At 54.2% G+C, this 23,752-nt stretch carries 23 protein-coding genes; 2 read left to right on the forward strand and 21 right to left on the reverse strand.

Translation table 11 applies throughout. The features are described 5' to 3' along the window. Window positions 1-298: 298 nt before the first annotated feature. The 16 genes from NI21_RS0115065 to NI21_RS0115140 all read right to left on the reverse strand — a co-directional run bounded on the left by NI21_RS0115065 (window position 299) and on the right by NI21_RS0115140 (window position 13,618). Window positions 299-838: a histidine phosphatase family protein gene (locus tag NI21_RS0115065; RefSeq protein ID WP_033127033.1), complete on the reverse strand. Its 540-nt coding sequence runs from the start codon at window positions 836-838 to the stop codon at window positions 299-301. A 5-nt stretch (window positions 839-843) separates the two neighbouring features. Continuing rightward, window positions 844-1,734, reverse strand: coding sequence for a NifB/NifX family molybdenum-iron cluster-binding protein (locus NI21_RS0115070; RefSeq protein ID WP_033127034.1), 891 nt, complete (start codon window positions 1,732-1,734; stop codon window positions 844-846). 331 nt (window positions 1,735-2,065) lie between these two features. Further along, a complete protein-coding gene (locus tag NI21_RS0115080; RefSeq protein ID WP_033127035.1) occupies window positions 2,066-2,806 on the reverse strand; it encodes a metallophosphoesterase in 741 nt (246 codons plus the stop codon). Window positions 2,807-2,845: 39 nt separating this feature from the next. After that, the gene (locus NI21_RS0115085) at window positions 2,846-3,118 is read right to left on the reverse strand and encodes a hypothetical protein (protein ID WP_033127036.1); all 273 of its coding nucleotides are present in this window, start codon (window positions 3,116-3,118) and stop codon (window positions 2,846-2,848) included. Window positions 3,119-3,122: 4 nt separating this feature from the next. Next, a complete protein-coding gene (locus NI21_RS0115090) occupies window positions 3,123-3,623 on the reverse strand; it encodes a DUF1653 domain-containing protein (protein WP_033127052.1) in 501 nt (166 codons plus the stop codon). A gap of 21 nt (window positions 3,624-3,644) precedes the next feature. Next, on the reverse strand, window positions 3,645-4,271 hold the full coding sequence (locus tag NI21_RS0115095; RefSeq protein WP_052084189.1) for a cyclopropane-fatty-acyl-phospholipid synthase family protein: 627 nt from the start codon (window positions 4,269-4,271) through the stop codon (window positions 3,645-3,647). A gap of 3 nt (window positions 4,272-4,274) precedes the next feature. Beyond that, a complete protein-coding gene (thpR, locus tag NI21_RS0115100; protein WP_033127037.1) occupies window positions 4,275-4,760 on the reverse strand; it encodes an RNA 2',3'-cyclic phosphodiesterase in 486 nt (161 codons plus the stop codon). Window positions 4,761-4,791: 31 nt separating this feature from the next. Continuing rightward, on the reverse strand, window positions 4,792-4,893 hold the full coding sequence (locus NI21_RS16635) for a metallophosphoesterase family protein (protein ID WP_369792847.1): 102 nt from the start codon (window positions 4,891-4,893) through the stop codon (window positions 4,792-4,794). A gap of 19 nt (window positions 4,894-4,912) precedes the next feature. Continuing rightward, window positions 4,913-5,740 (reverse strand): RNA methyltransferase, encoded by an 828-nt coding sequence (locus NI21_RS0115105; protein ID WP_033127038.1) that lies wholly within the window; start codon window positions 5,738-5,740, stop codon window positions 4,913-4,915. Between the two features lie 88 nt (window positions 5,741-5,828). Continuing rightward, on the reverse strand, window positions 5,829-6,089 hold the full coding sequence (locus NI21_RS0115110; protein WP_033127039.1) for a DUF1294 domain-containing protein: 261 nt from the start codon (window positions 6,087-6,089) through the stop codon (window positions 5,829-5,831). Window positions 6,090-6,174: 85 nt separating this feature from the next. Continuing rightward, window positions 6,175-7,659, reverse strand: coding sequence for an AAA family ATPase (locus NI21_RS0115115; protein ID WP_033127040.1), 1,485 nt, complete (start codon window positions 7,657-7,659; stop codon window positions 6,175-6,177). Between the two features lie 83 nt (window positions 7,660-7,742). Beyond that, entirely contained in the window at window positions 7,743-8,723 is a 981-nt protein-coding gene (locus tag NI21_RS0115120; protein ID WP_033127041.1) for a P1 family peptidase, read from the reverse strand. Window positions 8,724-8,742: 19 nt separating this feature from the next. Next, a complete protein-coding gene (locus tag NI21_RS0115125; RefSeq protein WP_369792848.1) occupies window positions 8,743-10,191 on the reverse strand; it encodes a 4Fe-4S dicluster domain-containing protein in 1,449 nt (482 codons plus the stop codon). A 104-nt stretch (window positions 10,192-10,295) separates the two neighbouring features. Next, the gene (recQ, locus tag NI21_RS0115130) at window positions 10,296-12,152 is read right to left on the reverse strand and encodes a DNA helicase RecQ (protein WP_033127042.1); all 1,857 of its coding nucleotides are present in this window, start codon (window positions 12,150-12,152) and stop codon (window positions 10,296-10,298) included. Then, window positions 12,153-12,695 carry an O-acetyl-ADP-ribose deacetylase gene (locus NI21_RS0115135; RefSeq protein ID WP_033127043.1) on the reverse strand — a complete coding sequence of 181 codons (543 nt, stop codon included), beginning with the start codon at window positions 12,693-12,695 and terminating at the stop codon, window positions 12,153-12,155. It lies immediately after the preceding gene. A 50-nt stretch (window positions 12,696-12,745) separates the two neighbouring features. Beyond that, window positions 12,746-13,618, reverse strand: a complete 873-nt coding sequence (locus NI21_RS0115140; protein WP_033127044.1) for an AraC family transcriptional regulator — start codon at window positions 13,616-13,618, stop codon at window positions 12,746-12,748. A gap of 152 nt (window positions 13,619-13,770) precedes the next feature. Here NI21_RS0115140 and NI21_RS0115145 point away from each other — a divergent pair, with 152 nt between their 5' ends. Then, a complete protein-coding gene (locus NI21_RS0115145; protein WP_330398127.1) occupies window positions 13,771-15,246 on the forward strand; it encodes a sulfatase-like hydrolase/transferase in 1,476 nt (491 codons plus the stop codon). 73 nt (window positions 15,247-15,319) lie between these two features. Here the strand turns inward: NI21_RS0115145 and ppdK are convergent, their stop codons facing one another. From ppdK to tdh, 5 genes are all read right to left on the reverse strand, one after another. Further along, complete coding sequence (ppdK, locus tag NI21_RS0115150) at window positions 15,320-17,953, reverse strand: pyruvate, phosphate dikinase (RefSeq protein ID WP_033127046.1); 2,634 nt, start codon at window positions 17,951-17,953, stop codon at window positions 15,320-15,322. A gap of 164 nt (window positions 17,954-18,117) precedes the next feature. Beyond that, entirely contained in the window at window positions 18,118-19,527 is a 1,410-nt protein-coding gene (locus NI21_RS0115155; protein ID WP_033127047.1) for an aminopeptidase, read from the reverse strand. Window positions 19,528-19,660: 133 nt separating this feature from the next. After that, window positions 19,661-20,434 carry a transposase gene (locus NI21_RS0115160; protein ID WP_033127048.1) on the reverse strand — a complete coding sequence of 258 codons (774 nt, stop codon included), beginning with the start codon at window positions 20,432-20,434 and terminating at the stop codon, window positions 19,661-19,663. A 121-nt stretch (window positions 20,435-20,555) separates the two neighbouring features. Beyond that, window positions 20,556-21,752, reverse strand: coding sequence for a glycine C-acetyltransferase (locus NI21_RS0115165; protein WP_033127049.1), 1,197 nt, complete (start codon window positions 21,750-21,752; stop codon window positions 20,556-20,558). Window positions 21,753-21,849: 97 nt separating this feature from the next. Continuing rightward, window positions 21,850-22,887, reverse strand: coding sequence for an L-threonine 3-dehydrogenase (gene tdh / locus NI21_RS0115170; protein ID WP_369792850.1), 1,038 nt, complete (start codon window positions 22,885-22,887; stop codon window positions 21,850-21,852). Window positions 22,888-23,230: 343 nt separating this feature from the next. Here tdh and NI21_RS0115175 point away from each other — a divergent pair. Beyond that, the coding region (locus NI21_RS0115175) for a cation:dicarboxylate symporter family transporter (RefSeq protein ID WP_033127050.1) at window positions 23,231-23,752 on the forward strand (522 nt) is incomplete at its 3' end.

Raw genomic sequence — 23,752 nt, forward strand, 5'->3', positions numbered from 1 at the left:
AAATCTTCAAAAGACAGTGGTAATTGTAACTGATCCATAGTATAATCTTTAAATGTGAGCATACCTTATTATATCACATAATAAGGGAAAAAAGGAGAACGGCGTGGTAACCGTTCTCCTTTTTTATAGTCGGGTGTCCTTTCAGTCACTTCGTGACTTTTGGGACACCCTCTATGTTTTTTATTCCCTCGAAGCGCAAGCGGAGAGGGAGGGAAAATTTTTTTAATATATTAAGGCTCAGGTGTGAGCAAACGCTCCATTGTCAACCCAATGGTCTGGCGGTCGTCCTTCTGCCCCGTTAGAATTCATACCTGCGCACCGCGCAGTTTTCCACGCCAAAGGCGGCGTACTCCGCGTTTGTCATATCAAAGAAATAGGACTGGATCACCCTGGAAATCCCGTTGTGGGCCACCAGGATATAGGTCTTTTCCCCTGCCTGCGCCCTGATCTCATCCAGCAGATTGTAGACTCTCTGGGCCAGCTGCAGCATGGACTCCCCGCCGTCATAGCGGCAGCAGAAATCCTCCTTTGCCTTCTGAAACTGGGCTCCGCGGCGGGATGTGCCTTCCCACTTTCCAAAATTCTGTTCTCTCAGACGGGGCTCCATCCGTCTGGGTATCCCGGTGATCTCCGAGATATGGCGGGCCGTCTCCGCCGCCCGGACAAGAGGGGAGTAGAGGATTTCATCGGCCTGTATCCCCTCTGTCAGTATCTTCTCTCCAGTCTCAATGGCCTGCCGATGCCCCAGCTCTGTCAGCTCAATATCCGTGGCACCGCAGATCTTGTTCTCCACATTCCACACTGTCTGCCCGTGGCGGACAAAATATACACATCCCATCCTGTCTATTTTACCTCCACCAGCTCGATCCGGAAGTTCAGCTCCTTCCCTGCCATCTCATGGTTGGCGTCAAAGGTGATGGTAGCCTCATCCCTGGACACTACCTTCACCGGGAAGGGCTGTCCATATGGATTGGTCAGATATACCTGCTGCCCCGCCTCCAGCTCTTCTGATCCCGGGAGCTGGGCAATCTCAACCGTAAAGACGGCGCTGGGATCCGGCATACCGTAGGCATCCTCCGGCATCAGGTGGACATCCACCACCTGTCCCACTTCCATGTCAGCCACAGCCTGGTCAAATCCCCGGATCATCTGGCCGGCGCCGCAGATAAATTCCAGCGGCTCACCCCGGTCATAGGAAGAGTCAAACTGGGTTCCGTCGTTGAAGGTTCCCCTGTAGTGGGTGCGGCATGTCTTTCCCACATTCCGCCCGGTGACAGCGGGCTGTGAGCCGCATCCCCCTGCGCAGCCGCCGCCACAGCCTGATCCGCAGCCACTGCCACAGGACTGGCCCTCCCCGGCCTCTTTGTGCTCTCCATGGTCTCCGCATTCGTGCCCCTCCCCGTGATGGTGGTCACAGTTTGCCCCTGTGGAGACCAGCTCTCCTCTCAGATAGGCCTCCACTGCCTGATCCGCGTCTCCCGCAGCGCCGGCGCACAGCTCTACGCCCGCCTCCTGAAGGGCAGCCTGGGCTCCCTCTCCGATGCCGCCGCAGATCAGCACATCCACCGACTGGTCTGCCAGAAGTCCTGCCAGGGCTCCATGTCCGGTGCCGTTGGAGCCAAGTATCTCGCTGGAGACCACCTTTCCATCCTCCACCTGGTACACCTTAAAGCTCTCTGTCCTGCCAAAATGCTGAAATATGTTTCCATTGTCATAGGTTACTGCTATTTTCATCTTCAAAAATCCTCCCTGTCGTTTTCCTGCCTATTTTATCACATGGAGCCGCCTTTTTGAACGGATTTTTCGCAGCAGGCAGCCAAAATGCGTTCCAAAAGGACAAAGAGGCTTTCAGCCCTTCAGCTCCGTGTATTTCTCTTTGCTTCCGTACGCCTTTTCCACCGGGTATTTCTCTTCGTTTTTCTTCACCTTCTCCCGGATCCTGCCCATCTTCTCCCGGCAATACACGTCCCCGGCGCTCCACTGGAATACCTCCAGCAGCTCCGCCGCCTCCAGTCCCTGTTGTCTCCTGATTCATTTCCATTGTTCACATAGTCTGACCCTCTCCTTAAGGCAGCACCTCCGCTGGCCGGAAGCCCAGGTAATCTCCCGACACGAGCATGTACCGGATGCCCCGGCACTCTCCCCGTATACTGTCTCCGAAGCGGCTCTCCCCGTGGCAGTGGGAGTACACGACAGCGGTCACATGATACTCCTTTGCTATCTCTGTGAAGGGAGAGGTCTCTTCCAATATGCTGGTGGGCGGATAGTGCAGGAACATGACGAATTTCCGGTAACCCGCCTCACGGGCCTGTTCAAAGGAGTCCCGCAGCCGGGTCATCTCCCTGGCCACCAGCTTTTTCGCGTGGGCCTCACTCTTTTCGTCCCAGCCCAGGATGCGGCCTCTGCCGTCCAGATAAAAGGGGCCCTCAAATGTGTAGCCCTTTGTTCCCACCAGGGCGTAATCCTGATATGCCGCAAAATTATTCTGCAAAAAGAAGAGTCTGTCCTTAAATTCTTCATTCAGGCGCTCCGTCTTCTTCGCGTCCCAAAACATGTCATGGTTTCCCCGAAGAAGGATCTTGCGGCCAGGAAGTCTCTCTATAAACGCCAGATCCTCCCGGCACTCGGACAGCTTCCTCCCCCAGGAGTGATCCCCGGTGAGCACAAGTGTATCCTCCGGCTTCACGATCTGCCGGACATACTTCTCGATCTTGCGCTCATGGTGCCGCCACACTCTCCCGAATTTATCCATGGATTTGTCGGCCTGAAAGCTCAGATGCAGATCTCCCAGTGCGTAAAGCGCCATAAAGGCTCACCTCCCCTTTCCTGCTTCTGTCTGCTGACTCTACAGCCCATTCCTGTACACATCGTTCATCACTGCCTGTGCCTGCTCCATCTCCTTCTTCTGCATGATCTGCTGCCTGTCGCTTAAGATTGCCAGCATCTCATCCACCAGGTCCTCGATCCTGGGGTTGCCGACCCGGTGCAGATACCCCAGCATCCGGCCGGCCGTGAAGTCTGTATTCATATTTTTGTAGGCGATCTCAGCGCAGAACTCCTTCGGATATCCCTTCTCAAGGAGGAGTCTGTACAGCTCTTTTGTCTTCTCCTGCGCCATCTTCTCACACCTCCTGCTTCTCAAACCGGTATGTCTGCTTTACATCCGGATACTTGTCTCTGTCCACCAGACTCATAAACATGGCATAAGGTCTGGCACAGATTTTAAACGGGGCATACAGAGCCTGATAGATCACCAGACGCTCCCCTGTCTCCGTGTGCTGCGCAAAGGCAAGCACCTTGTAGAGATACTCCGACGTCTCCTGGGACACCCACTCCCTCTTAAAATGCCGCACAATATCGCCTGCCCGGATATCCCTCTTTGGAGCCTTTTCCCCGACCTTTCCTCCGTCCTTCTCTCCACCCGGCTCTGTGTTTTCCTCATCATCCGGCTCAGGCTCTGTGTCCAGCTCCATATACTCATCCTTATCCAGGGAAACCGGAACCCCTGACTTCCCGGTGATGTGCACACCCCCGTACCAGGTGCCCTCTATCTCAAAAATATCCCCGATTTCATATTCTGAATTGAACTCGTCGTTCTTCTTTATAATCCTGATTCTGGCCATATGGTCCTCCTCTGTCTTCATTTAAAATAAATCCGGCTCTCCGCCGTCTCCTGCCCCGCAGGCAAACACCATGATCCTCTCCCGCATGTCCCCTCCCGGGAAGAGGTCACGGCAGTCTATCTCGTCCAGAAAGCTCAGCTCCTCCACTGTCATCAGATATGAAATGTATTCATCTGACGGATAGTAGAAAAAGAGCAGGATTTCCCTGGGCACCCCATACCAGGACTCCTGTATCCGACTCATAACCTTCCGCAGGATCTCCTGGGAAAATGGGTTGAAAAAATAGATCCGGTCCACCTGCTCCGGCACCGGAAAATGCTCCGCGTCCGCCATCTCAAACACAGTTCTCCCTGCCCGGACTGCAGTCCTCGCATTGTCCCGCGCCCTGTCAAAGATCCTCTCGTCGTACTCCACACCAATCGTCCGGCACCCTGTCTGCCAGGACAGAAAGAAATCCACTCTCCCCTTGCCACAGCCGTAATCCAGCAATGTATTCCCCTTCCGGATATACCCGGAATTGGCCAGCCTCTCCAGTACAGAGTAGGGCGTGGGCTCGTAGGGGTACCGGTACTGATCCGCCTGCGAGTCGTCCCGCCCGGCTGTCCGGATCCTTAAAAGCCTGTCCCACTTGTCTTCATCCATGCCCATGACCTACAACTCCCGGTAAACCACTTTTCCGTTTTTCGTCTCTGATTTCATGAGAGACGCTCTCTTCACCGTCATCTCCGCCTTCGGGAGATGGATCTGGTAGGGCTTTTTGGCGGAAATTTTACGGATCAGGGTAATATGGGGCACAAACCTGTCATTCTCAAAAGGAATCCCATTCTCCTTCAGGGCCTCCCGCACCTCCTTCACATAGGCCTTCAGCTTCTGGTTCCCCTTCACCCCAGCCCACAGGATGTTGCCAAAATTTCCCTGCCCGTCCAGGGCCAGCCTGAAGCCGGGCAGGGGCACCTTCCCGATTACTTCCTTTACCTTTCCCGGATCGTCATACTCCCCGATAAAGGCCAGCGTCATGTGCAGATTTTGGGCAGGGACATAGTTGCCCTCCACCCCCTGCTTCTTCAGATCGTGCATGCAGGACACCAGGGCCTTCTGCATGTCATCGGAGAGCCGTATAGCGATAAACAGTCTCATAGTGAACACTTCCTTTCTGTCTCTGTTTTTCTCATATATCCCCCGCGTGGAGGACGGCGTCACATGTCCCGATGATCTTCTTCACCTCCGGGCGCAGAAGCCCGTGAGTGTCTGAAAGCACTGCTATCCTCATCTCATCTTCCTCCTTCCAGTCACCTTCCCAGCTCCCAGAAAGCTACCGCGCTGGCAGCCGCCACATTCAGGGAGTCCACGCCGTGACTCATGGGGATCTTGATGGTATGATCCGAGGCGGCTATAGTCTCCTCCTGCAGTCCCTCCCCCTCGGTCCCGAGAATGAGGGCCAGCTTTTCTTCCTGACGGAGGACCGGATCGTCGATGTCCACGGACTCATCGTGGAGAGCCATGGAGGCAGTGGAAAATCCCAGGGATTTCAGATAGTCCATCCCCTCCCGTGGCCAGGCCCCCGCCTCCTCTTCCCCCAGGAAGGTCCAGGGGATCTGGAAGACCGTCCCCATGCTGACCCGGGCCGCCCTCCGGTACAGAGGGTTGCTGCACCCCGGCGTCAGGAGGACTGCGTCCATATTGAGAGCAGCTGCAGACCGGATGATGGCGCCCACATTGGTGGGATTCATGACATTTTCCAGGACGGCGATGCGGCGCGCGTCCCTGCACAGCTCCTCCACCCGGGCCAGAGGCCTGCGGCGCATGGCGCAGAGAAGTCCCCGGGTCAGCTTGTATCCGGTGAGCTGTGTCAGCACCTCAAAGGGTGCCGTGTAAACCGGGATATCCGGGCATCTTTCAAGCACCTCCCGCGCCTCCCCGTTTATATGTCTGTCCTCTGTCAGAATGGAGACCGGCTCATAGCCTGCGTCCAGGGCCCTCCTGACGACCTTGGGGCTCTCTGCGATGAAAAGCCCATCCTGCGGCCTGTCCCTGTTCAGGAGCTGGGCCTCTGTCAGCCGGGCATAGACGTCCAGCTCCCCTGCGGCAAAATCCCTGATCTCTATTGTATTCCCCATACCCGTATGTCTCCTCTGTTTTTCTGTCTATATTTCGTCTTCTTTCCCTGTTCGGTCCGTCCTTCTCCCGGCAGCTTCAGGCAGGGCTTTAGAAGAAGATCAAAAGCACTATCTGGGCTGCCAGCAGCACCGGGATGGCCCGGAACAAAGGCTTCCTTGTCTTGTGGTGAAACAGGTGCATGCCCGCCAGGGCTCCGGCGGCCCCTCCTATGAGGGCCAGTCCCAGCAGAGTGGCCTCCGGGATCCGGTACTTGTGTCTGACAGCCTTCCTCTTGTCAATCCCAAATGCCGCAAGCGCAGCTATATTGACCAGGATCAGATAGCAGGCTGTCCGATTTAAATCTGTCATACTCTGTCCGCTCTCTCCTTTCGGATAGCAGAACAGTCCGGAAATCCATATTCATTCCGGACTGTTCCCTTTTATTTTTCCGCGATCACCCGAGGAGCCTTCGCACCATTTTAGCATCAAACGTGACAGACCTCACATGGTCCACCTCAATCTGATACAGAGCGTTGGCGGCAATGTGCTCCGCAGCCTGTTCCAGGTCCCGGATACCGCTTGTGTTCCTGTGCAGGTCAATGACAGCCTCCAGGCCGTCCTGTGTCAGACTGCACTCCTCCTTCTCCATGCCGATCCTCTTCAGCACCTTCGGGAGGGCGTATTCTGAGAAAATGACCTTCTTCTCCTCCGGCGTGTAGTCCGGTATCTCGATGACAGCGAACCGGGACATGAGGGGCGCGCTGATCTGCTCCCTGTCGTTGGCGGTGGCGATGGGATATACGCCCACCGTGGGGATCATGCACTCGATATAGTTGTCCGTAAATCCCAGGTTGTCCAGGAGGGTCAGGAGCACATCCGCCGGATTGCCATTCCCTTTCCCTGCCGCCGCCTTGTCCAGCTCATTGATGATAAAGACCAGGTTGGACTCCCCTGCCATGGAAAAGGCGTCCATGATGATCCCGGGCTTGGCGTTGGCGTAGATCCTGGAGCTTCCGGTGAGCTGCTCCGGGTCATTGATGGAGCTCATATCCAGAGTGGTCCACGGCAGCTTCAGTATCCTGGCCACCGCATAGGCGATCTGGGACTTTCCCGTCCCGGCAGGCCCGATAAGCAGCAGGCCGTAGGCGGGCAGGGTATGGGTCCTGTTTATCTGGATGATAGTCTCGATGATACGCTGCTTCACCTGCTCCATGCCGTAGAGCTCCTCGTCCAGGATGCGGCGGGCCTCCACCGGATCGATGGACTCAAAATAATTTCCCTTCCACTGGATATTCATCATAATGGAGAGCGCCCTCTGGGCATGGCGCCGCTCCTCTGCGGACACCTCATTGGAGCGGGCTACAGCCAGGTTCCTCCTGGCCCAGAGCCGGATGTTGTCGGGCAGGGTCCTCCCCGCACAGTTCATGAAATCCGTAATGCTCTGGATGCTGGTCAGCTTCATGCTGTCCCCGGTCTCCTCCTCGTCCTCATCGGGCTCCTCCTCCGAGGGAGCGTCGCTGGAGAGAAGCCGTTCGATCATAAACTGCAGGAAGCCGTCCTCCGCCGAGAGCTTGGAGCCGCCTCCAAAGGCAATCTCACGTATCTTGTACACAGCGTAGCCGTCCTCCCGGACCACACCGGAGAGGCGCACGTTGATGTGGTTCTCCCCCAGCCATTTCAGCAGGCTCACAAAGCGGGCGTCAATCTGCAGGATATCCGCGCTGACCGTGCCCTCCTCTGTCTTAAACTCAAAGGCCGTCTTCCGGACCGGGTTGGTAAAAGCGCCGTTTGAGTGGTGCTTCAGCTTTCCGGCGCTGTTGTCCAGCACGAGCATGGGATGCTCCGGCCCTGCCTGGGAGTGGCTGGAGTAAAAGACCGTATAGGTACACCGGGGAGCCTTTGACTCCTCCGGCGTGTTATTGAAATCAAATACTGGCATAGTATCCCCCTGTCTTTTCTTCTGTTTTTCTTCTGTTTTTCCTACAGTTTACCATATTGACGCAGGGAGCACAATCTGCTGTTCTATGAAATGTCCTCCCAGGCAGGAAGCCCATAAGCGCTCCGGGCGCTTTTCACTGCCGCGGTGATGGCCTCGCTCATCACCTCCGCTGCCAGCGTTCCCACCAGATCCTGGTCTGCAGACACTTTCTTCCCCTCAGCGTCTCTCACTGAGACGGCGTAAATGCTGTCTCCGTCCGCTGTGGTGTGGACTGGTCTTATGGAGCGGGCGTAGCCGTCGTGGGCCATGCCCGCGATCTTACAGAGAGAAGCCTTCTGGAAATCGGCATTTGTGATGACAACGCCAATCGTCGTATTACCCGTAAATTTATTTTCCACTGTCCGTGTATCCGCATACATCAGGTCCTCTGTCCGGCGGAAGGAACGCCTGTCCTCCGCCAGCAGACCGGCCAGCTTCTGGCCGCTTCTCCAGTCGTAGATATCGCCCAGGGCGTTGACAGCCACCACGGCACCCACCTGGAGCTCTCCGACCTGAAGGGCACAGCTGCCGATACCGGACTTCATGCAGTAGTCCATGCCCGCAAATTTTCCCACAGTGGCACCGCAGCCCGCGCCATAGTTTCCGTCTCTGTAGTTTTCCTCCTCAGCCCGCAGGCAGGCCTCATAGCCCATGGCCCGGTCCGGCCTGGCCCCGGGATCACCCGCTGTGAGGTCAAAAAGGTCCGACTGGCAGACAAGGGGAACCTTCGTCACTCCCACGTCAAATCCAATCCCTCTCTCCTCCAGATACTGCATCACGCCGTCGGCAGCTCCCAGCCCAAAGGCGCTTCCCCCGGCCAGCACGATGGCATGGATCTCCTGGGCAGCCGCCAGGGGCTTTAAAAGCTCCGACTCCCTGGACGCAGGACCGCCGCCCCGCACGTCCATTCCCGCCGCCATCCCGGCCTCCGAGAGGAAGACCGTACAGCCGGTGCCTCCATCCGGGTCCTCTGTCTGTCCGATCCTGATGCCTTTGATGTCCTTAATGCTGATCGTTTCCTTCATTTTTCTCCTCCCGTCTCTCCTACCTGTGCATAGAGAAGGATGTCTCGTCGTAATTTTTCAGGTTGTCATAGATGCCCCTGTCATCCGCTTCCTGGATCAGCGCATCCCTTGACTTCTTCGCCAGCATCTGGTCTTTAAAGGAGCTGGGGCCTCCCACGCAGCCGCCCTCGCAGGCCATGCCCTCGATAAAGTCCTCCGGGAGCCGGCCCACCTTTAAGAGGAGCAGCGCCTTCTTGCACTCTGCCGCCCCGTTTGCCCTGCAGACCTTGATATCCGCATCGCTTCCGGACTCCTTCAGACTCTCCAGCACCGCCGCTGTGACGCCGCCGGAATTGCCAAACCGCTTTCCGAATACAGAGGACTCCTGGTACGTATTTTCCGCCGGCTCCAGCCTCACGCCCTTTGCCCGCATCATCGCCCGGATCTCACTGTATGTAAGCACGTAATCTGCGTTTCCCTCAATCTTCTGGTCCACTACCTCGGACTTCTTGGCAATACAGGGGCCGATGAACACAGTCACCGCCTCCGGGTCCTTTGCCTTGACCAGCCTGGACACAGCGCACATGGGGGACACAGTGGTGGACACGGCGCCATCCAGCTCCGGATAGTGCCTGCGCACCATATTGACAAATCCCGGGCAGCAGGATGTCACCTTTTTCTTTCCCTCTTCATAGGCTTCCAGCCACTCCTGCGCCTCGCTCTTGGCCGTCAGGTCTCCGCCCAGCCCCACCTCCACAAACTCAGTGAAGCCCAGCTCCCTCATGGCATTCTGCCAGCTTGCCATGGTGATCTCCTGGCCGAACTGCCCTTCTGTAGCCGGGGCAGCCATGGCATACACATGCTTTCCTGCCCTGATAGCCTCGATCACATCCACGATCCATGTCCTGGAGCCGATAGCCCCAAATGGACAGCTGTGGATACATCTTCCGCACCGGATACATTTTTCCTCATCAATGACGGAGATGCCGTACTCATCATAGGAGATAGCGTCCACCGGGCAGCTGAATTTACAGGGACGTTTCAAATGGGCGATGGCATTGTAGGGACATGCCTCGGCGCACCTGCCGCACTCTTTGCACTTGGAGGCGTCGATGTGGGTGCGGTGACGCCCCCTCTCGATCGCTCCGAATTTACAGGCATTCATGCATGCCTTTCCCAGACAGTTCTGGCAATTCTCCGTAACTGTATAGCTGGAAATAGGGCAGTCCTCACAGGCGGAGCTGATGACCTGGATCACATTCCCGTCGTCCACCGGTCCCGGTGCCTTCCCTTCCGCCAGCCTCACTCTCTGCCGGATGATCTCCCTCTCCTTGTAGATACAGCAGCGGAACTGAGCCGTGGGTCCCGGTATCAGGGTAAATGGGATGTCTTCCTTTCTCTCTTCCAGCTCCCCCGCAAAGGCAAGCCTCGCCACCTCCTCCAGTACTGCATGTTTGATCTTGATCACATTCGCGTCTGCGTATTTCACTGTTCTCTCCTCCATGATTCTCATTCATTTTGTGATGTCAGATGCCCGGATGCCGTTTTCTTATTCTTTAATCATAACATGATGCCGGCGATTTTCCCAGCAGTTTACGGTCCATAGCCAAGAAGGACCTTCAGGAACGCCTCCCCATACTGCTTTACCTTTTTCTCCCCCATTCCATTTACATCCAGCAGCTCCTCCTGGCTGCGGGGCCTCCTGACACACATATCCCTCAGGGTCTTATCCGAGGCCACCATATAAGGAGGGATCCTTTTCCTGCCAGCAAGCAGCATGCGCGTTTTTCTCAGCTCCTCAAAGAGCGCCTGCTGCCCTTCGGTCAGGTCAGCCACCTGGTCAGACCGGCCTCCCGGGGCCCCGGACGCCTTCGTCTTCCTCCCCGCCTTCTCCTCTTCCCTCTTATAAGAAATGCAGAAGGGCTGCGTCTGCTCCAGCAGTCTTTCCGAGCTCTCTGTCAGCCTCAGAAGTGAATACTTATCTTTTGACTGACAGAGGTACCCTCTCTCCAGCATGGTGCGGATCACGTCCTGCACGCGGGCCTTTCCCAGCTTGCTCTGCTTTCCGTAGACAGGGCTCTTGTCCATGCCTCTGTCCCGTATCCTGGCTGTGCTCTCTCCCAGGAGTGTGCCCGCGATCATGCTCTGGCCAAATCGCTGACCGCAGGCACGCACACACCGGACCACATCAGCAGCCGCCTCTGTGGCGTCCATCTGCTCAAATTCCGTCATACAATTTCCGCAGCTTGCGCAGCTGTCCTCCGCGCGCTCTCCGAAATAGCGGAGAATGTATGCGCGCAGGCATCCTGTGGTGGTACAGTAGCCCTCCATTTTCCGCAGCCGCACCGCATCCTGCTCACGTATCATCCTCCTCTCCTCTTCTGTGTACTCCTCATCCAGCTCCCTGCTCTCCAGCAGAAGCCGCCCTATCATAGTGTCCTGCGGTGAGTAGTAGAGGATACACTCCGCCGGCTCTCCGTCCCGGCCGGCCCTCCCGGCCTCCTGGTAATAATTCTCCATGCTCTGGGGCATATGATAGTGGAGCACAAATCGGACATTGGACTTGTCAATGCCCATCCCGAAGGCATTGGTGGCAATGATCACACGGGTGCGGTCATATATGAAGTCCTCCTGGCTCCGCCTCCTCGCGTCGGCACTCATGCCGGCATGGTATCTCCCTACGGAAAACCCGGCATTTTCCAGCCAGAGATACAGCTCATCCACCGCTTTTCTCGTGGCACAGTAAATGATCCCGCTCTCCCGGCTGTGCTCTGCCAGGTACCGGCGCACCCGCTCCTTCTTATCTCTGGCCCTCTGCACCTCAAAATAAAGATTTGGCCTGTCAAACCCGGCTACCGTCTCACAGGGGCGGACCAGCTCAAGGGAGGTCAGGATATCCTGCCTGACCTTCTCTGTAGCCGTGGCCGTGAAGGCAGAGACCACCGGCCGCAGGGGAAGCTGGCGGACAAAGGAGCGTATCCGTACATAGCTGGGTCTGAAGTCCTGTCCCCACTGGGAAATGCAGTGGGCCTCATCCACAGTGATCATGGATATCTGCGCATGGCAGGCGAAATCCAGGAATCTCCGCGTTTCCAGCCGCTCCGGCGCCACATAGATGAGCTTGTACCGCCCCTCCTTCGCCAGCTCCAGCGCCCTGGCCGTCTGCCTCTCTGAGAGGGAGCTGTTGATATAGGCCGCATGCACTCCCGCCTCATTGAGTGCCTTTACCTGGTCCATCATCAGCGAGATGAGAGGAGAGACAACTATCGCCGTTCCAGGCAGGAGGAGGGCCGGCAGCTGGTAGCAGATGGATTTCCCTGCCCCAGTGGGCATGACAGCCAGCACGTCCCGCCCAGAGAGGATCTGGTCTATGATCTCCTCCTGGCCGGGACGAAAGGTGTCGTATCCAAAATATGTTTTTAATGCGTTCCTCTTCTGCTCTGCTTCCAATCAGTTTCCCTCGCCTTTCCCCATTCTTTTATCCAGCTCGTTTGTATAGATCCGCCAGGTCCTGTCATCAAACAGCACCCACTCAACTAAATCCAGGCTTCCCGGATACTCCCTGACAAATCTTTCAGCCGCGCCCACGGCGATCCTGGCTGCCTCTTCCACAGGAAAATGATACACGCCTGTCGATATGGATGGAAAAGCAATCCTTCTCACACCGTTCTCCACAGCCAGCTCCAGGCAGGACCTGTAGCAGGAGGCCAGCAATTCCCTCTCTCCATAGCCCCCTCCCCGCCAGACTGGCCCCGGCGTGTGTATCACATATTTACATGAAAGTCTGTAAGCCCCTGTAAGCTTCGCCTCCCCGGTGGGGCATCCGTGGAGAGTGCGGCACTCCTCCAGAAGGCCGGGGCCGGCGCTTCGGTGAATGGCGCCGTCCACACCTCCTCCCCCCAAAAGGCTTGTATTGGCCGCATTGACAATGGCATCCACATCTGTGATCCCCGTGATATCCCCACGTATGGCCTTCCACTCTGTCCCTTTCATAGCTGCTCCTCCTGTCTCCTTCAGCAGGTATAATAACCACGCTGTGGTTATTATACCACAAAAGGCTGTTCCGGACTGCTGCAATATTTTTTTCTGTACTCTGTCGGGCACATCCCCATATGCTTTCTGAAAACACGGCTGAAATACAGTGGATTCTGATAACCCAAAAGCTCACTGACCCCGCTGACAGGCTCGGGCAGAGCGAGCAGCTCACAGGCTTTCTCCATCCGCACGCCTGTCAGGTACTGTTGGGGACTGACTCCCATCTGGCGTGTAAACTGCTGTGTAAACCATCTGGGACTCATGCCGCAGGACTTTGCATATTCACTCACACAGAAGGGCTGGCTGAAATTCTGGTGGAACCAGCGCACCGCCGCCTCCACCTCGGCTGTACGGCGCACTGCCGCGCCTGTCTGGACCGCCCTGTGCCTTGCGAACAGGCTGAGCAGCTGCCTCAGATACGCTTCTGTCAGCTCCTGGAAATGACACTGTTTTACCTGCAGCTCTGCAATGATCTGCTCGAACAGGCAGTCGTATTCCCGGCTGCTGCCCACATAGAAGATATGTCCCTGACTAAATCCCAGTCTTTCCAGCTCACTGTCCACCTCAGTCCCGGCAAAATGGACCCAGTATATATCCGGCTGGTCTGCCAGCTCGTTCCTGTATCTCTGCGGCTCCCCCGGACGGTAAAGGATGATATGTCCCTCCGTGACATGCCGGCACTCTCCATCTGTCCAGTAATCCCCCGCTCCTGACCTCACATAGATGATCTGCCAGTCCTGTCTCCCATCCGGCCGGACAGTCTCCGCCATCTGTCTGCGGAGCAGCCTGAAACGCCCGCAGCTCACCAGCGTCATTTTCTCTTTCCCGTTAAGCCTCACCTGTCCCGGTTCCGGGCACATCCATCCTGTCTGTGTATACATAGTATTGTCTATCCCCCTGAATTCCTGCGGTCACTACCTGGATTTTATCTCTTTTCTTCCGATTTGTCCATATCCTGTTCCCCTTTCACCATGTACACCAAAAGGAATGACCCGTATAATAAAAGAAAAACCAAACAAGGAGTGACACAAAATTGAAGCAATTCATTATGATCATGACAGACACCCAGAGGCTTGATATGGTAAGCTGCTATGAAAACAGCGGCATCTCCACCCCCTGCCTTGATTCCCTGGCCAGGGAGGGGATAAAATTTGACAAAGCCTATACTACGCAGCCTGTGTGCGGTCCGGCAAGGAGCGCCCTTTTCACGGGGCAGTATCCCTGTGTCAACGGCTCCTTTGCCAACTCACTCGCCCTGGGCGCAAATGTAAAGACGATCGGACAGCGCCTGTCTGACCGGGGAATTGCCACCGGCTATATCGGAAAATGGCATCTGGACGGAGGAGACTATTTCGGCCTGGGCGTCTGCCCGGATGGATGGGACCCTGACTACTGGTACGATATGAGGAACTATCTGGACGAGCTGTCAGAAGAAGACAGGCGGAAATCCCGGGACAGCCAGACCATGTACCGGGAGGGCTGGCCTGCCGAAAAAACCTATGCTCACCGCTGCTCAGAGCGCGCGATAGATTATATCAAGGCTCACAGCAAAGAGGACTTTTTCCTCGTGTTGAGCTATGATGAACCGCATGACCCCTCCCTCTGTCCCGAGCCCTATGCCAGCATGTACAGCAATTTCTGCCTCCCCAAGCGGGAAAACGTCTGGGACACGCTGGAGGACAAGCCGTCTCACCAGCAGGCCTGGAGCGGCCCTCGCAGATTTGAGGACCGGGATGCTCTCTCGATCCGGATGAAGGAGCTTTTTGGCTGCAACAGCTTTGTGGACAGTGAGATCGGACGTGTCACAGATGCAGCCAGGGAAATCCTGGGGCAGGATTTCACCATCCTGTACACAAGCGACCACGGAGATATGGCGCAGTCTCACTGTCTCTACGCGAAGGGGCCTGCCGCCTACGAGGAGATCACCCACATCCCTCTCATTCTGTGGGGACAGGGGACTGGAGTGATAGATACGCCTGTTTCACACATTGACGTTGCCGCCACTGTGTGGGATTTCTTCGGCTTTGAAAAGCCCATGATGCTGCAGGGCGAAAGCCTGCTTCCGCTGGTGTGCGGAAAGCTGCAGCCCTCGCGGCGGGATATCTTCATGGAATTCGGGCGCTACGAGATCGACCATGACGGCTTCGGAGGCTGGCAGCCCATGCGTTGTATCTATGACGGGCGCTATAAGCTGGTGATCAATCTCCTGTCTGAGGATGAGTTCTACGACCTGGAGACAGACCCCTTTGAAATGCGCAACCTCATTCTGGAAGAAAACACCTCCGCCGTGAGGGACAATATGATGAAGCGTCTTCTCTCCCACATGGACCAGATACGCGATCCCTTCCGGGGCTACTGGTGGGAACAGCGCTCCTGGTATAAGGACGGGGCATCCCCCTCCTGGGACTACACCGGCTACACCCGGCAGAGGGCGGAACCGGACTATGAAGCTCCGCAGCTGGATTACAATACAGGACTGGTACCGGACAGTCTGGTCAGACGAAAATAAGCTACAGCATATAAAAAGCCCGCCTCATCTCTGAGGCGGGCTTTTCTATTTACCACACTATATTCTGCTGTGATCAGTTCTTCTTCTGTGCGATCGCAGCCTGTGCAGCAGCCAGACGAGCGATCGGTACACGGAACGGTGAGCAGGATACATAGTCAAGGCCAAGCTTGTTGCAGAACTCTACAGAGCTCGGATCTCCGCCGTGCTCGCCGCAGATACCTACGTGGAGCTTCGGATTAACCGGTTTTCCAAGATCGATAGCCATCTTCATCAGCTTGCCAACGCCATCCTGATCCAGTTTTGCGAACGGATCGTTCTCAAAAATCTTAGCGTCATAGTAAGCGTCAAGGAACTTGCCTGCATCGTCACGTGAGAAGCCGTATGTCATCTGTGTCAGGTCGTTTGTACCGAAGCAGAAGAAGTCTGCCTCTGCAGCGATCTCGTCAGCTGTAAGAGCAGCTCTCGGGATCTCGATCATTGTACCAACCTCGTACTCAAGGTCGCTTCCTGCGGCAGCGATCTCAGCGTCAGCTGTCTCAACAACGAATTTCTTCACGTATTTCAGCTCTTTCACATCGCCAACAAGCGGGATCATGATCTCCGGCTGAACTTTCCAGCCCGGATGAGCCTTCTGTACGTTGATAGCCGCGCGGATAACAGCCTTTGTCTGCATCTTTGCGATCTCAGGATATGTTACGGCCAGACGGCATCCACGGTGACCCATCATCGGGTTGAACTCATGGAGGCTGTCGATGATCTCTTTAATTTTCTCAACAGATTTGCCCTGAGCCTCAGCCAGCTTCTTAATGTCCTCTTCCTCTGTCGGAACGAACTCGTGAAGCGGAGGATCAAGGAAACGGATTGTTACCGGGTGTCCTTCCAGAGCCTCGTACAGCTTCTCGAAGTCTCCCTGCTGATACGGAAGGACTTTCTCGAGAGCTTTCTCTCTCTCTTCCTCTGTCTCAGCACAGATCATCTCACGGAATGCGTCAATTCTTCCCTCGCCGAAGAACATGTGCTCTGTACGGCAAAGTCCGATACCCTCAGCACCAAGCTCAGCAGCCTTTCTTGCATCCTCAGGTGTATCTGCGTTTGTACGAACCTTCATTGTTCTGTACTTGTCAGCCCAGTCCATGATACGTCCGAACTCACCAGCGATTGTAGCGTCTACTGTCGGGATGATTCCGTCGTAGATGTTACCTGTGGAACCGTCGATGGAGATGCAGTCTCCCTCGTGGTACTCTTTTCCGCCAAGTGTAAATTTCTTGTTTGCCTCGTCCATAACGATGTCGCCGCATCCGGATACGCAGCACTCACCCATACCACGGGCAACAACAGCTGCGTGGGATGTCATACCACCGCGGACTGTCAGGATACCCTGAGCAGACTTCATACCTGTGATATCCTCAGGTGATGTCTCCAGACGAACAAGGATAACCTTCTCGCCTCTCTCAGCCCACTCTACAGCATCGTCAGCTGTGAAGACAACCTTACCGCAGGCAGCTCCCGGAGAAGCTCCAAGACCTTTGCCCATGGGAGTTGCAGCCTTCAGAGCAGCAGCGTCGAACTGGGGATGAAGCAGTGTATCCAGGTTACGCGGATCGATCATAGCTACAGCCTCTTCCTCTGTTCTCATGCCCTCGTCAACCAGGTCGCAGGCAATCTTCAGAGCAGCCTGAGCTGTTCTCTTACCATTACGTGTCTGCAGCATGTACAGTTTTCCGTGCTCTACAGTAAACTCCATATCCTGCATATCTCTGTAGTGTGTCTCCAGAGTCTTGCACACATCCTTGAACTGTGCAAATGCCTCCGGGAATTTCTCTTCCATCTCTGCGATGTGCATAGGTGTACGCACGCCGGCAACAACGTCCTCGCCCTGTGCGTTTGTCAGGAACTCTCCGAACAGACCGTTCTCTCCTGTAGCAGGGTCACGTGTAAAGGCAACACCTGTACCACAGTCATCACCCATGTTACCGAATGCCATCATCTGTACGTTTACAGCTGTTCCCCATGAATACGGGATGTCGTTGTCACGACGGTAAACGTTTGCTCTCGGGTTGTCCCATGAACGGAACACAGCCTTAACAGCGCCGATCAGCTGCTCTTTAGCGTCAGACGGGAAGTCTGTTCCGATCTTCTCTTTGTACTCAGCCTTGAACTGTCCTGCCAGAGTCTTCAGATCCTCTGCTGTCAGCTCTACGTCCTGCTTAACGCCCTTCTCCTCTTTCATTTTGTCGATGAGCTCTTCGAAGTATTTCTTTCCTACTTCCATAACTACATCTGAGTACATCTGGATAAATCTTCTGTAGCAGTCCCATGCCCAGCGCGGGTTTCCGGATGCCTCTGCCAGAGTCTCAACAACTTCCTCATTTAATCCCAGGTTCAGGATGGTGTCCATCATACCAGGCATGGAAGCTCTTGCACCGGAACGAACGGAAACGAGAAGCGGATTCTGCTTGTCTCCGAATTTCTTTCCTGTAATCTCCTCCAGCTTAGCCATAGCAGCCATGATCTGATCCATGATCTCGTCATTGATCTGTCTTCCGTCCTCGTAGTACTGTGTACAAGCCTCTGTTGTAACGGTAAATCCCTGTGGTACCGGGAGTCCCAGGCCTGTCATCTCAGCGAGGTTGGCGCCTTTTCCGCCAAGAAGGTTTCTCATGGTCGCATTACCTTCTGTGAACATATAAACCCATTTTGTTGCCATGTTCCAATGACCTCCTAAAATTTTTTCTTTCTACTAATACCTAGTAATTTGCACATAATATTTTACTGTTTTTGCCATGGTTCGTCAAGTCCTTAGCCCGCAAGTTCTCAAATAATGTGCAGGGGCCCTGCCTTTTCCGGCACTCCCCGCCAGAACGTGACATTTTACAGCTCCTGTATAAATGCTTTGTACCCTTTATACGCCTCATAGACGTCGGCCTTGCTGGTAATCTCCCAGGGTGCGTGCATACACAGAACAGCCACGCCGCTGTCGATGACCTCCATGCCGTAATTTGCCATAATATAGGCAATGGTTCCGCCGCCCCCCGCGTCTACTTTTCCAAGCTCGGCAAACTGATAGGCTACCTCCTGATTGTCCATAGCCCGGCGAATCTGGGCCAGATACTCGGCATTGGCGTCGTTTGACCCGCTTTTTCCCCTGCTTCCTGTAAATTTATTGAACACAAGTCCCTTGGCGAAGAAGGCGGAGCTCCTCTTTTCAAACACCTCAGCATACATGGGATCATAGGCAGCGCTCACATCAGAGGAGAGCATTTTTGAATTCTGCAGCGCCCGGCGCAGCTTCAGCTCAGACTCTCCTTCCTTGAGAGCCAGCACCTCGGCCACGGTATTTTCAAAGAAGCGGGAGTGCATGCCTGTGGCTCCCACGCTTCCGATCTCTTCCTTATCTACAAGGATGCAGCAGGCGGTCTTGTCCAGATCAGAGACATCCATCATGGCAAAGAGAGAAGTGAAGGCACACACTCTGTCGTCCTGCCCGTACGCCATGATCATACTCCGGTCAAAGCCGCAGTCCCGGGCCCGTCCGGCAGGAACGATCTCCAGCTCAGCGGAGCAAAAATCCTCTTCCTCTATATCATAGGCTTCGTGCAGGAGCTTCATGATCTGCTTTTTCACCGCCTCTTTCCCCGCTTTTTCATTTTCAGCCTCCTCGCCGTTCTCTCCAGACAGGGGTCTGCTTCCCACCAGGAGATCCAGCTTTTCTCCTTCTATGACAATGCTGGCCTTTTTCTCCATCTGTTTGCCTGCCAGGTGGACCAGAAGATCAGTCACCGCGAAAACAGGGTCCTCCTCCCTCTCGCCGACACAGATATCTACCGTGGTTCCGTCTTTTTTTACCACCACTCCGTGAAGAGCCAGAGGCAGGGTCACCCACTGGTATTTCTTTATTCCCCCATAATAGTGAGTGTCCAGATAGGCCAGCTCCTCGCTTTCATAGAGAGGATTCTGCTTTACATCAATGCGCGGAGAGTCTATGTGGGCTCCCAGGATGTTCATTCCCTCCTCCAGAGGCTTTCGCCCTATGTGGAACAAAAGGATGCTCTTTCCCATGCAGATCGCATAGACCTTATCCCCGGGCTTCAGGCTGTCGCCTGAGCTGATGATGTCATTCAGATCTCTGTATCCCTTCTCCTTTGCAATGCGGACCGCGGCTTTCACGCACTCCCGCTCCGTCTTGCCCTCATCCAGGCAGCTTTTGTATAAATTGTTGATACGCTCCAGCTCGCTCAGCTGCTCTTCGGAGTAGCCAAGCCATGCATTTGTTCTTTCCATTGGTGTAGTCCTCCTTTTTGATGATGGATATAGTATAACACATATGATCGGAGACGTAATCCTTTTCAAAAGTATTACGTCTGGAATTAAACCAACTGGTGTACATTTATGAGAAGATCCCTGTGTAATTGTGTTAATTGTTTTTTACCTGGTTCCTGATTTTCGAATATAGAAGCTTAGATTTGCGCTGCGACACATTCAGTGTCTGCTGAATGTTTTTGATATATTCTTCCCGATATGACTTTTCTTCAAACACCTGTGTTAGATAATTCATCTGCGCCTGTTCGTACATCTCTCTGGCAAGTTTTTCTGCCACCTCAAGCCGCTGCTGCTCCATTTCATTATATATATCCTGAAAGATTTCATAATTTCTTTTCCTGTGGAACTCTTCAAACAAAGCATAGTCTCCGAATTTCTGTTTCGCCATTGCCAGGCTGTCAGGATGTATCAGCGGATCCTTGGCCTTTCCCGGGAAAAATTCTCTCATACTGCTGAAACGGTAATCCGCGGCATGCACTGCCATTCCGGCTTTCACTGGATTCATATGGATGTACCTGAGACAGTTCCAGAAATAGGACTCCGTTTCAATACATTCACTCGTAAACCTGTTCTGGGAAACATGCCCGTTACGATTATGTTTATAATTATAGTAAAATGCGTATTCTGCCAGGATCCTGGCCATGAACAAAGACAAAACCGGAAGCTCCGCACCTATCATAAGGTGCACGTGATTTGACATGATGCAGTATGAAAAAATTTTCACTGCGTATTTATCCTTATATTTTCTGATAATTTTTTGGAAATATTTCCTTTCTCTTATCTGGCTAAAATTATTTTCCCGGGCGATCCCTTTAGCAATAACATGGTACACACCGGTACTGCTCTCCTGTCTTTTCCCCTGCGCCAAAATATCCCTCCTTTCAAATATCACAGGGACATTTCACACAATTATACACCAGTTGGTTTAATTCCAGACGTAATACTTTTAAAAAGTATTACGTCTGGAATTAGGAATAAAAACGAAAAACCTACAATCCCATCTCTTCCCGCACTTCGATGAAGCATTTTACGATGAAATCGATGTCCTCTTTTGTGTGGCTTGCGCACACCTGGGTGCGGATCCTCGCCTTGCCCTTCGGCACTACCGGGTAGGAGAAGGCAACTACATACACGCCCTTGTCCACCATCCGCTTTGCGAACTCAGCGGCTGTCTTCTCATCGTACAGCATAACAGGTACGCAGGGATGTGTGCCAGGGATCACGTCAAAGCCGTTGTCCACAAGAAGCTTTCTGTAGTAGGCGGTCACCTCTTCCAGATGGTCTCTGAGCTCTGTGCTCTCGTCCAGCATCCTGAACATCTCAATGCTGGCACCTGCAATGGCCGGAGCCAGGGAGTTGGAGAAGAGGTACGGACGGCTCCTCTGACGCAGAAGATCGATGATTTCCTTGCGTCCGGATGTATATCCGCCGGATGCTCCTCCCAGGGCTTTTCCGAGGGTTCCTGTGATGATGTCCACTCTTCCCTGGACGCCGCAGTACTCCGGGGTTCCACGGCCTGTCTTGCCCACAAAGCCCACCGCGTGGCTGTCATCCACCATGACGAGAGCGTTGTACTTGTCCGCCAGATCACAGATTCCCTTCAGGTTGCAGATAATTCCGTCCATGGAGAAAACACCGTCCGTGGCGATCAGCTTGATCCTTGCCCCGGCCTCGTCGGCCTCCTTCAGCTTTGCCTCCAGGTCTTCCATGTCATTATTTTTATAGCGGTATCTTCTGGCCTTGCACAGGCGCACACCGTCGATAATGGAGGCGTGGTTCAGCTCATCGCTGATCACCGCATCGTCCGCTGTCAGAAGAGTCTCGAAAAGGCCTCCGTTGGCGTCAAAGCAGGAAGAATAGAGGATCGTATCATCCGTTCCCAGGAAATCAGAGATGGTCTTCTCCAGCTTCTTGTGGATATCCTGTGTGCCGCAGATAAAGCGGACGGACGCCACGCCGAAGCCCTTTTCATCGTAGGTCTTCTTGGCAGCCTCGATCAGCCGCGGGCTGTCCCCGAGGCCCAGGTAATTGTTTGCGCACATACAGAGGAGCTCCCTTCCGTCCTCCATAGTCACTCTTGCACCCTGGGGTGACACAAAGGGGGCCTCTCCCTTAAAAAGTCCTGCCTCCCTGATGCCTTCCACTTCTTTTGCGTAAATGTTTAAAATATCGTCTTTACGTGCCATTTTCTTTTATGCTCCTTTACCTTATTATAATATAAAATGTCCTCCAGCTTTACGCCAGGACCTGTCCCGCCTCATTGCGGATCTCACACAATCCCCATCAGTCATTGATGTGTGTCCAGTCCAGGATGACCTTTCCGGACTGGCCGGAGATCATCGCCTCAAAGCCCTTGCGGTAATCCTTGATGTCAAAATGATGTGTAATGATGCCACTGATATCCAGGCCTGCCTGAAGCATGGTGGACATCTTGTACCATGTATCCCACACCTTTCTTCCATAGATGCCGCGGATATTCAGGCCGTTGAAGATCACTGTCTCCAGATCTACTGTGGCGTCTGTTCTCTGCAGCCCCAGCAGCGCGATCTTCCCGCCGTGCTTCATATTATGGATCATGTCATGAAGGCCCGCCTGGGACCCGGACATCTCAAGTCCCACATCAAAGCCCTCTGTCATTCCGATCTCTTTCATCACATCCGGCAGCTTCTCCTTCCCGAGATTGACCACCCTGGTAGCCCCCAGCTTCTTTGCCAGCTCCAGGCGGTACTCATTGAAGTCCGTCACCACCACGTGTCTTGCCCCTGCAAATTTCACAATAGCCGCAGCCATGATGCCGATGGGACCCGCTCCGGCCACCAGCACGTCCTCTCCCAGCACATCGTAGGACAGAGCCGTGTGGGTTGCGTTTCCAAAGGGATCAAAGATGGCGTACATCTCCTCCGGGATATTCGGGTTACAGGGCCACACATTGCTGGATGGAATGACAAGATACTCGGCAAAGGCTCCGTTCCGGTTCACGCCCACGCCCTTGGCGTCCTTGCAGTTCTCCTTGTGTCCCTCCAGGCAGTTCCGGCATTTTCCACAGGTAATGTGCCCCTCACCGGATACAAGATGACCGGGCTTAAATCCCCGGACACCCTCGCCTACCTCCACGACTTCCCCAACATACTCGTGGCCGGCTGTAAGTCCGATAGGGATGGTGTGCTGTGCCCATTCATTCCACTGCCAGATATGTACGTCCGTACCGCAGATCGCTGTCTTATGGATCTTGATCTTCACATCGTTCGGCCCCACCTCGGGAATGGGAACTCTCTTCATCCAGAGTCCCTCCTCCGGCTTCTCCTTGACGAGCGCCCACATCATTCCGTCATTCATTTGTTCTCCCATGATATACATACCTCCATTTTCTGATGTCTCCGCAGTTTCTTTTTTCGGAAACAACTGCTCTTTGGCTATTATAACACCCCATGACGTTTCCTACAATTAAAATAAGAATTTTTTTATGCAAAATGCTGTTTTTGATTGTTATTTTTATAACATTTTTGTGAAAATTATTGAGTTTTTTATAAATTTTTTCACTTTTTGTATAGCAATATTCGATAATCTGTGCAATAATATAATCTATCAGGTAGCGAAGACCAAACTGAAATAATGAGAGAAAGAGAGGAGAAGCAGATAGCCGCGTCTATCTGCGAAAAACAGTATGAAAAACGCAATCAAAAAATGGAACAGCATCAGCCTTGTAAAACGTATCATTGTCGGCCTGATCATTGGTATCATCCTTGGCCTTGTTGTTCCTCAGGCATCCGGAATTTCCATTCTCGGTGATCTGTTCGTTGGGGCGCTCCGCGGCATCGCGCCCGTGCTCGTATTTTTCCTTGTCATGAGCGCGCTGTGCCACATGGGCGAAGGGCAGCACACCAACATGGCCGCGATCGTGGTCCTGTATATGCTCGGAAATCTGCTGGCAGCACTCGTTGCGGTAATCGCGCACTACATTTTCCCGGTTACCATCACCTTTGCTGAAGGCACATCCACAACAGACATCGCACCTCCCAGCGGCGTGGTGGAGGTTCTGACAAACCTTCTGATGAACCTGGTAGACAATCCGGTCAACGCCATTGTCAACGCAAACTATATCGGCATCCTGGCCTGGGCCATCATCTTCGGTATCGCCCTGAAAAAAGCGGGAGCCGGGACAAAGAAAGCCCTGGAGGACATCTCG

Origin of the sequence: Eubacterium sp. ER2 (assembly GCF_000765215.1) — a bacterium.
GTDB classification, from domain to species: domain Bacteria; phylum Bacillota; class Clostridia; order Lachnospirales; family Lachnospiraceae; genus Claveliimonas; species Claveliimonas intestinigallinarum.

Excerpts from the sequence above, each read along its gene's own strand:
- NI21_RS0115110 (WP_033127039.1), bottom strand. The coding sequence starts at position 6,089 with ATGACAGATTTAAATCGGACAGCCTGCTATCTGATCCTGGTCAATATA.
- NI21_RS0115135 (WP_033127043.1), bottom strand. The coding sequence starts at position 12,695 with ATGAAAGGGACAGAGTGGAAGGCCATACGTGGGGATATCACGGGGATC.
- NI21_RS0115095 (WP_052084189.1), bottom strand. The coding sequence starts at position 4,271 with ATGGGCATGGATGAAGACAAGTGGGACAGGCTTTTAAGGATCCGGACA.
- NI21_RS0115085 (WP_033127036.1), bottom strand. The coding sequence starts at position 3,118 with ATGGCGCAGGAGAAGACAAAAGAGCTGTACAGACTCCTCCTTGAGAAG.
- NI21_RS0115155 (WP_033127047.1), bottom strand. The coding sequence starts at position 19,527 with ATGGAAAGAACAAATGCATGGCTTGGCTACTCCGAAGAGCAGCTGAGC.
- tdh (WP_369792850.1), bottom strand. The coding sequence starts at position 22,887 with ATGTGGGCGCTCGTCAAGGAGAAGCCGGAGGAGGGACTCTGGATGAAG.
- NI21_RS0115105 (WP_033127038.1), bottom strand. The coding sequence starts at position 5,740 with ATGGGGAATACAATAGAGATCAGGGATTTTGCCGCAGGGGAGCTGGAC.
- NI21_RS0115070 (WP_033127034.1), bottom strand. The coding sequence starts at position 1,734 with ATGAAAATAGCAGTAACCTATGACAATGGAAACATATTTCAGCATTTT.
- ppdK (WP_033127046.1), bottom strand. The coding sequence starts at position 17,953 with ATGGCAACAAAATGGGTTTATATGTTCACAGAAGGTAATGCGACCATG.
- NI21_RS0115120 (WP_033127041.1), bottom strand. The coding sequence starts at position 8,723 with ATGAAGGAAACGATCAGCATTAAGGACATCAAAGGCATCAGGATCGGA.
- thpR (WP_033127037.1), bottom strand. The coding sequence starts at position 4,760 with ATGAGACTGTTTATCGCTATACGGCTCTCCGATGACATGCAGAAGGCC.
- NI21_RS0115115 (WP_033127040.1), bottom strand. The coding sequence starts at position 7,659 with ATGCCAGTATTTGATTTCAATAACACGCCGGAGGAGTCAAAGGCTCCC.
- NI21_RS0115080 (WP_033127035.1), bottom strand. The coding sequence starts at position 2,806 with ATGGCGCTTTACGCACTGGGAGATCTGCATCTGAGCTTTCAGGCCGAC.
- NI21_RS0115165 (WP_033127049.1), bottom strand. The coding sequence starts at position 21,752 with ATGGCACGTAAAGACGATATTTTAAACATTTACGCAAAAGAAGTGGAA.
- NI21_RS0115140 (WP_033127044.1), bottom strand. The coding sequence starts at position 13,618 with ATGTATACACAGACAGGATGGATGTGCCCGGAACCGGGACAGGTGAGG.
- NI21_RS0115065 (WP_033127033.1), bottom strand. The coding sequence starts at position 838 with ATGGGATGTGTATATTTTGTCCGCCACGGGCAGACAGTGTGGAATGTG.
- NI21_RS16635 (WP_369792847.1), bottom strand. The coding sequence starts at position 4,893 with ATGAGGATAGCAGTGCTTTCAGACACTCACGGGCTTCTGCGCCCGGAG.
- NI21_RS0115090 (WP_033127052.1), bottom strand. The coding sequence starts at position 3,623 with ATGGCCAGAATCAGGATTATAAAGAAGAACGACGAGTTCAATTCAGAA.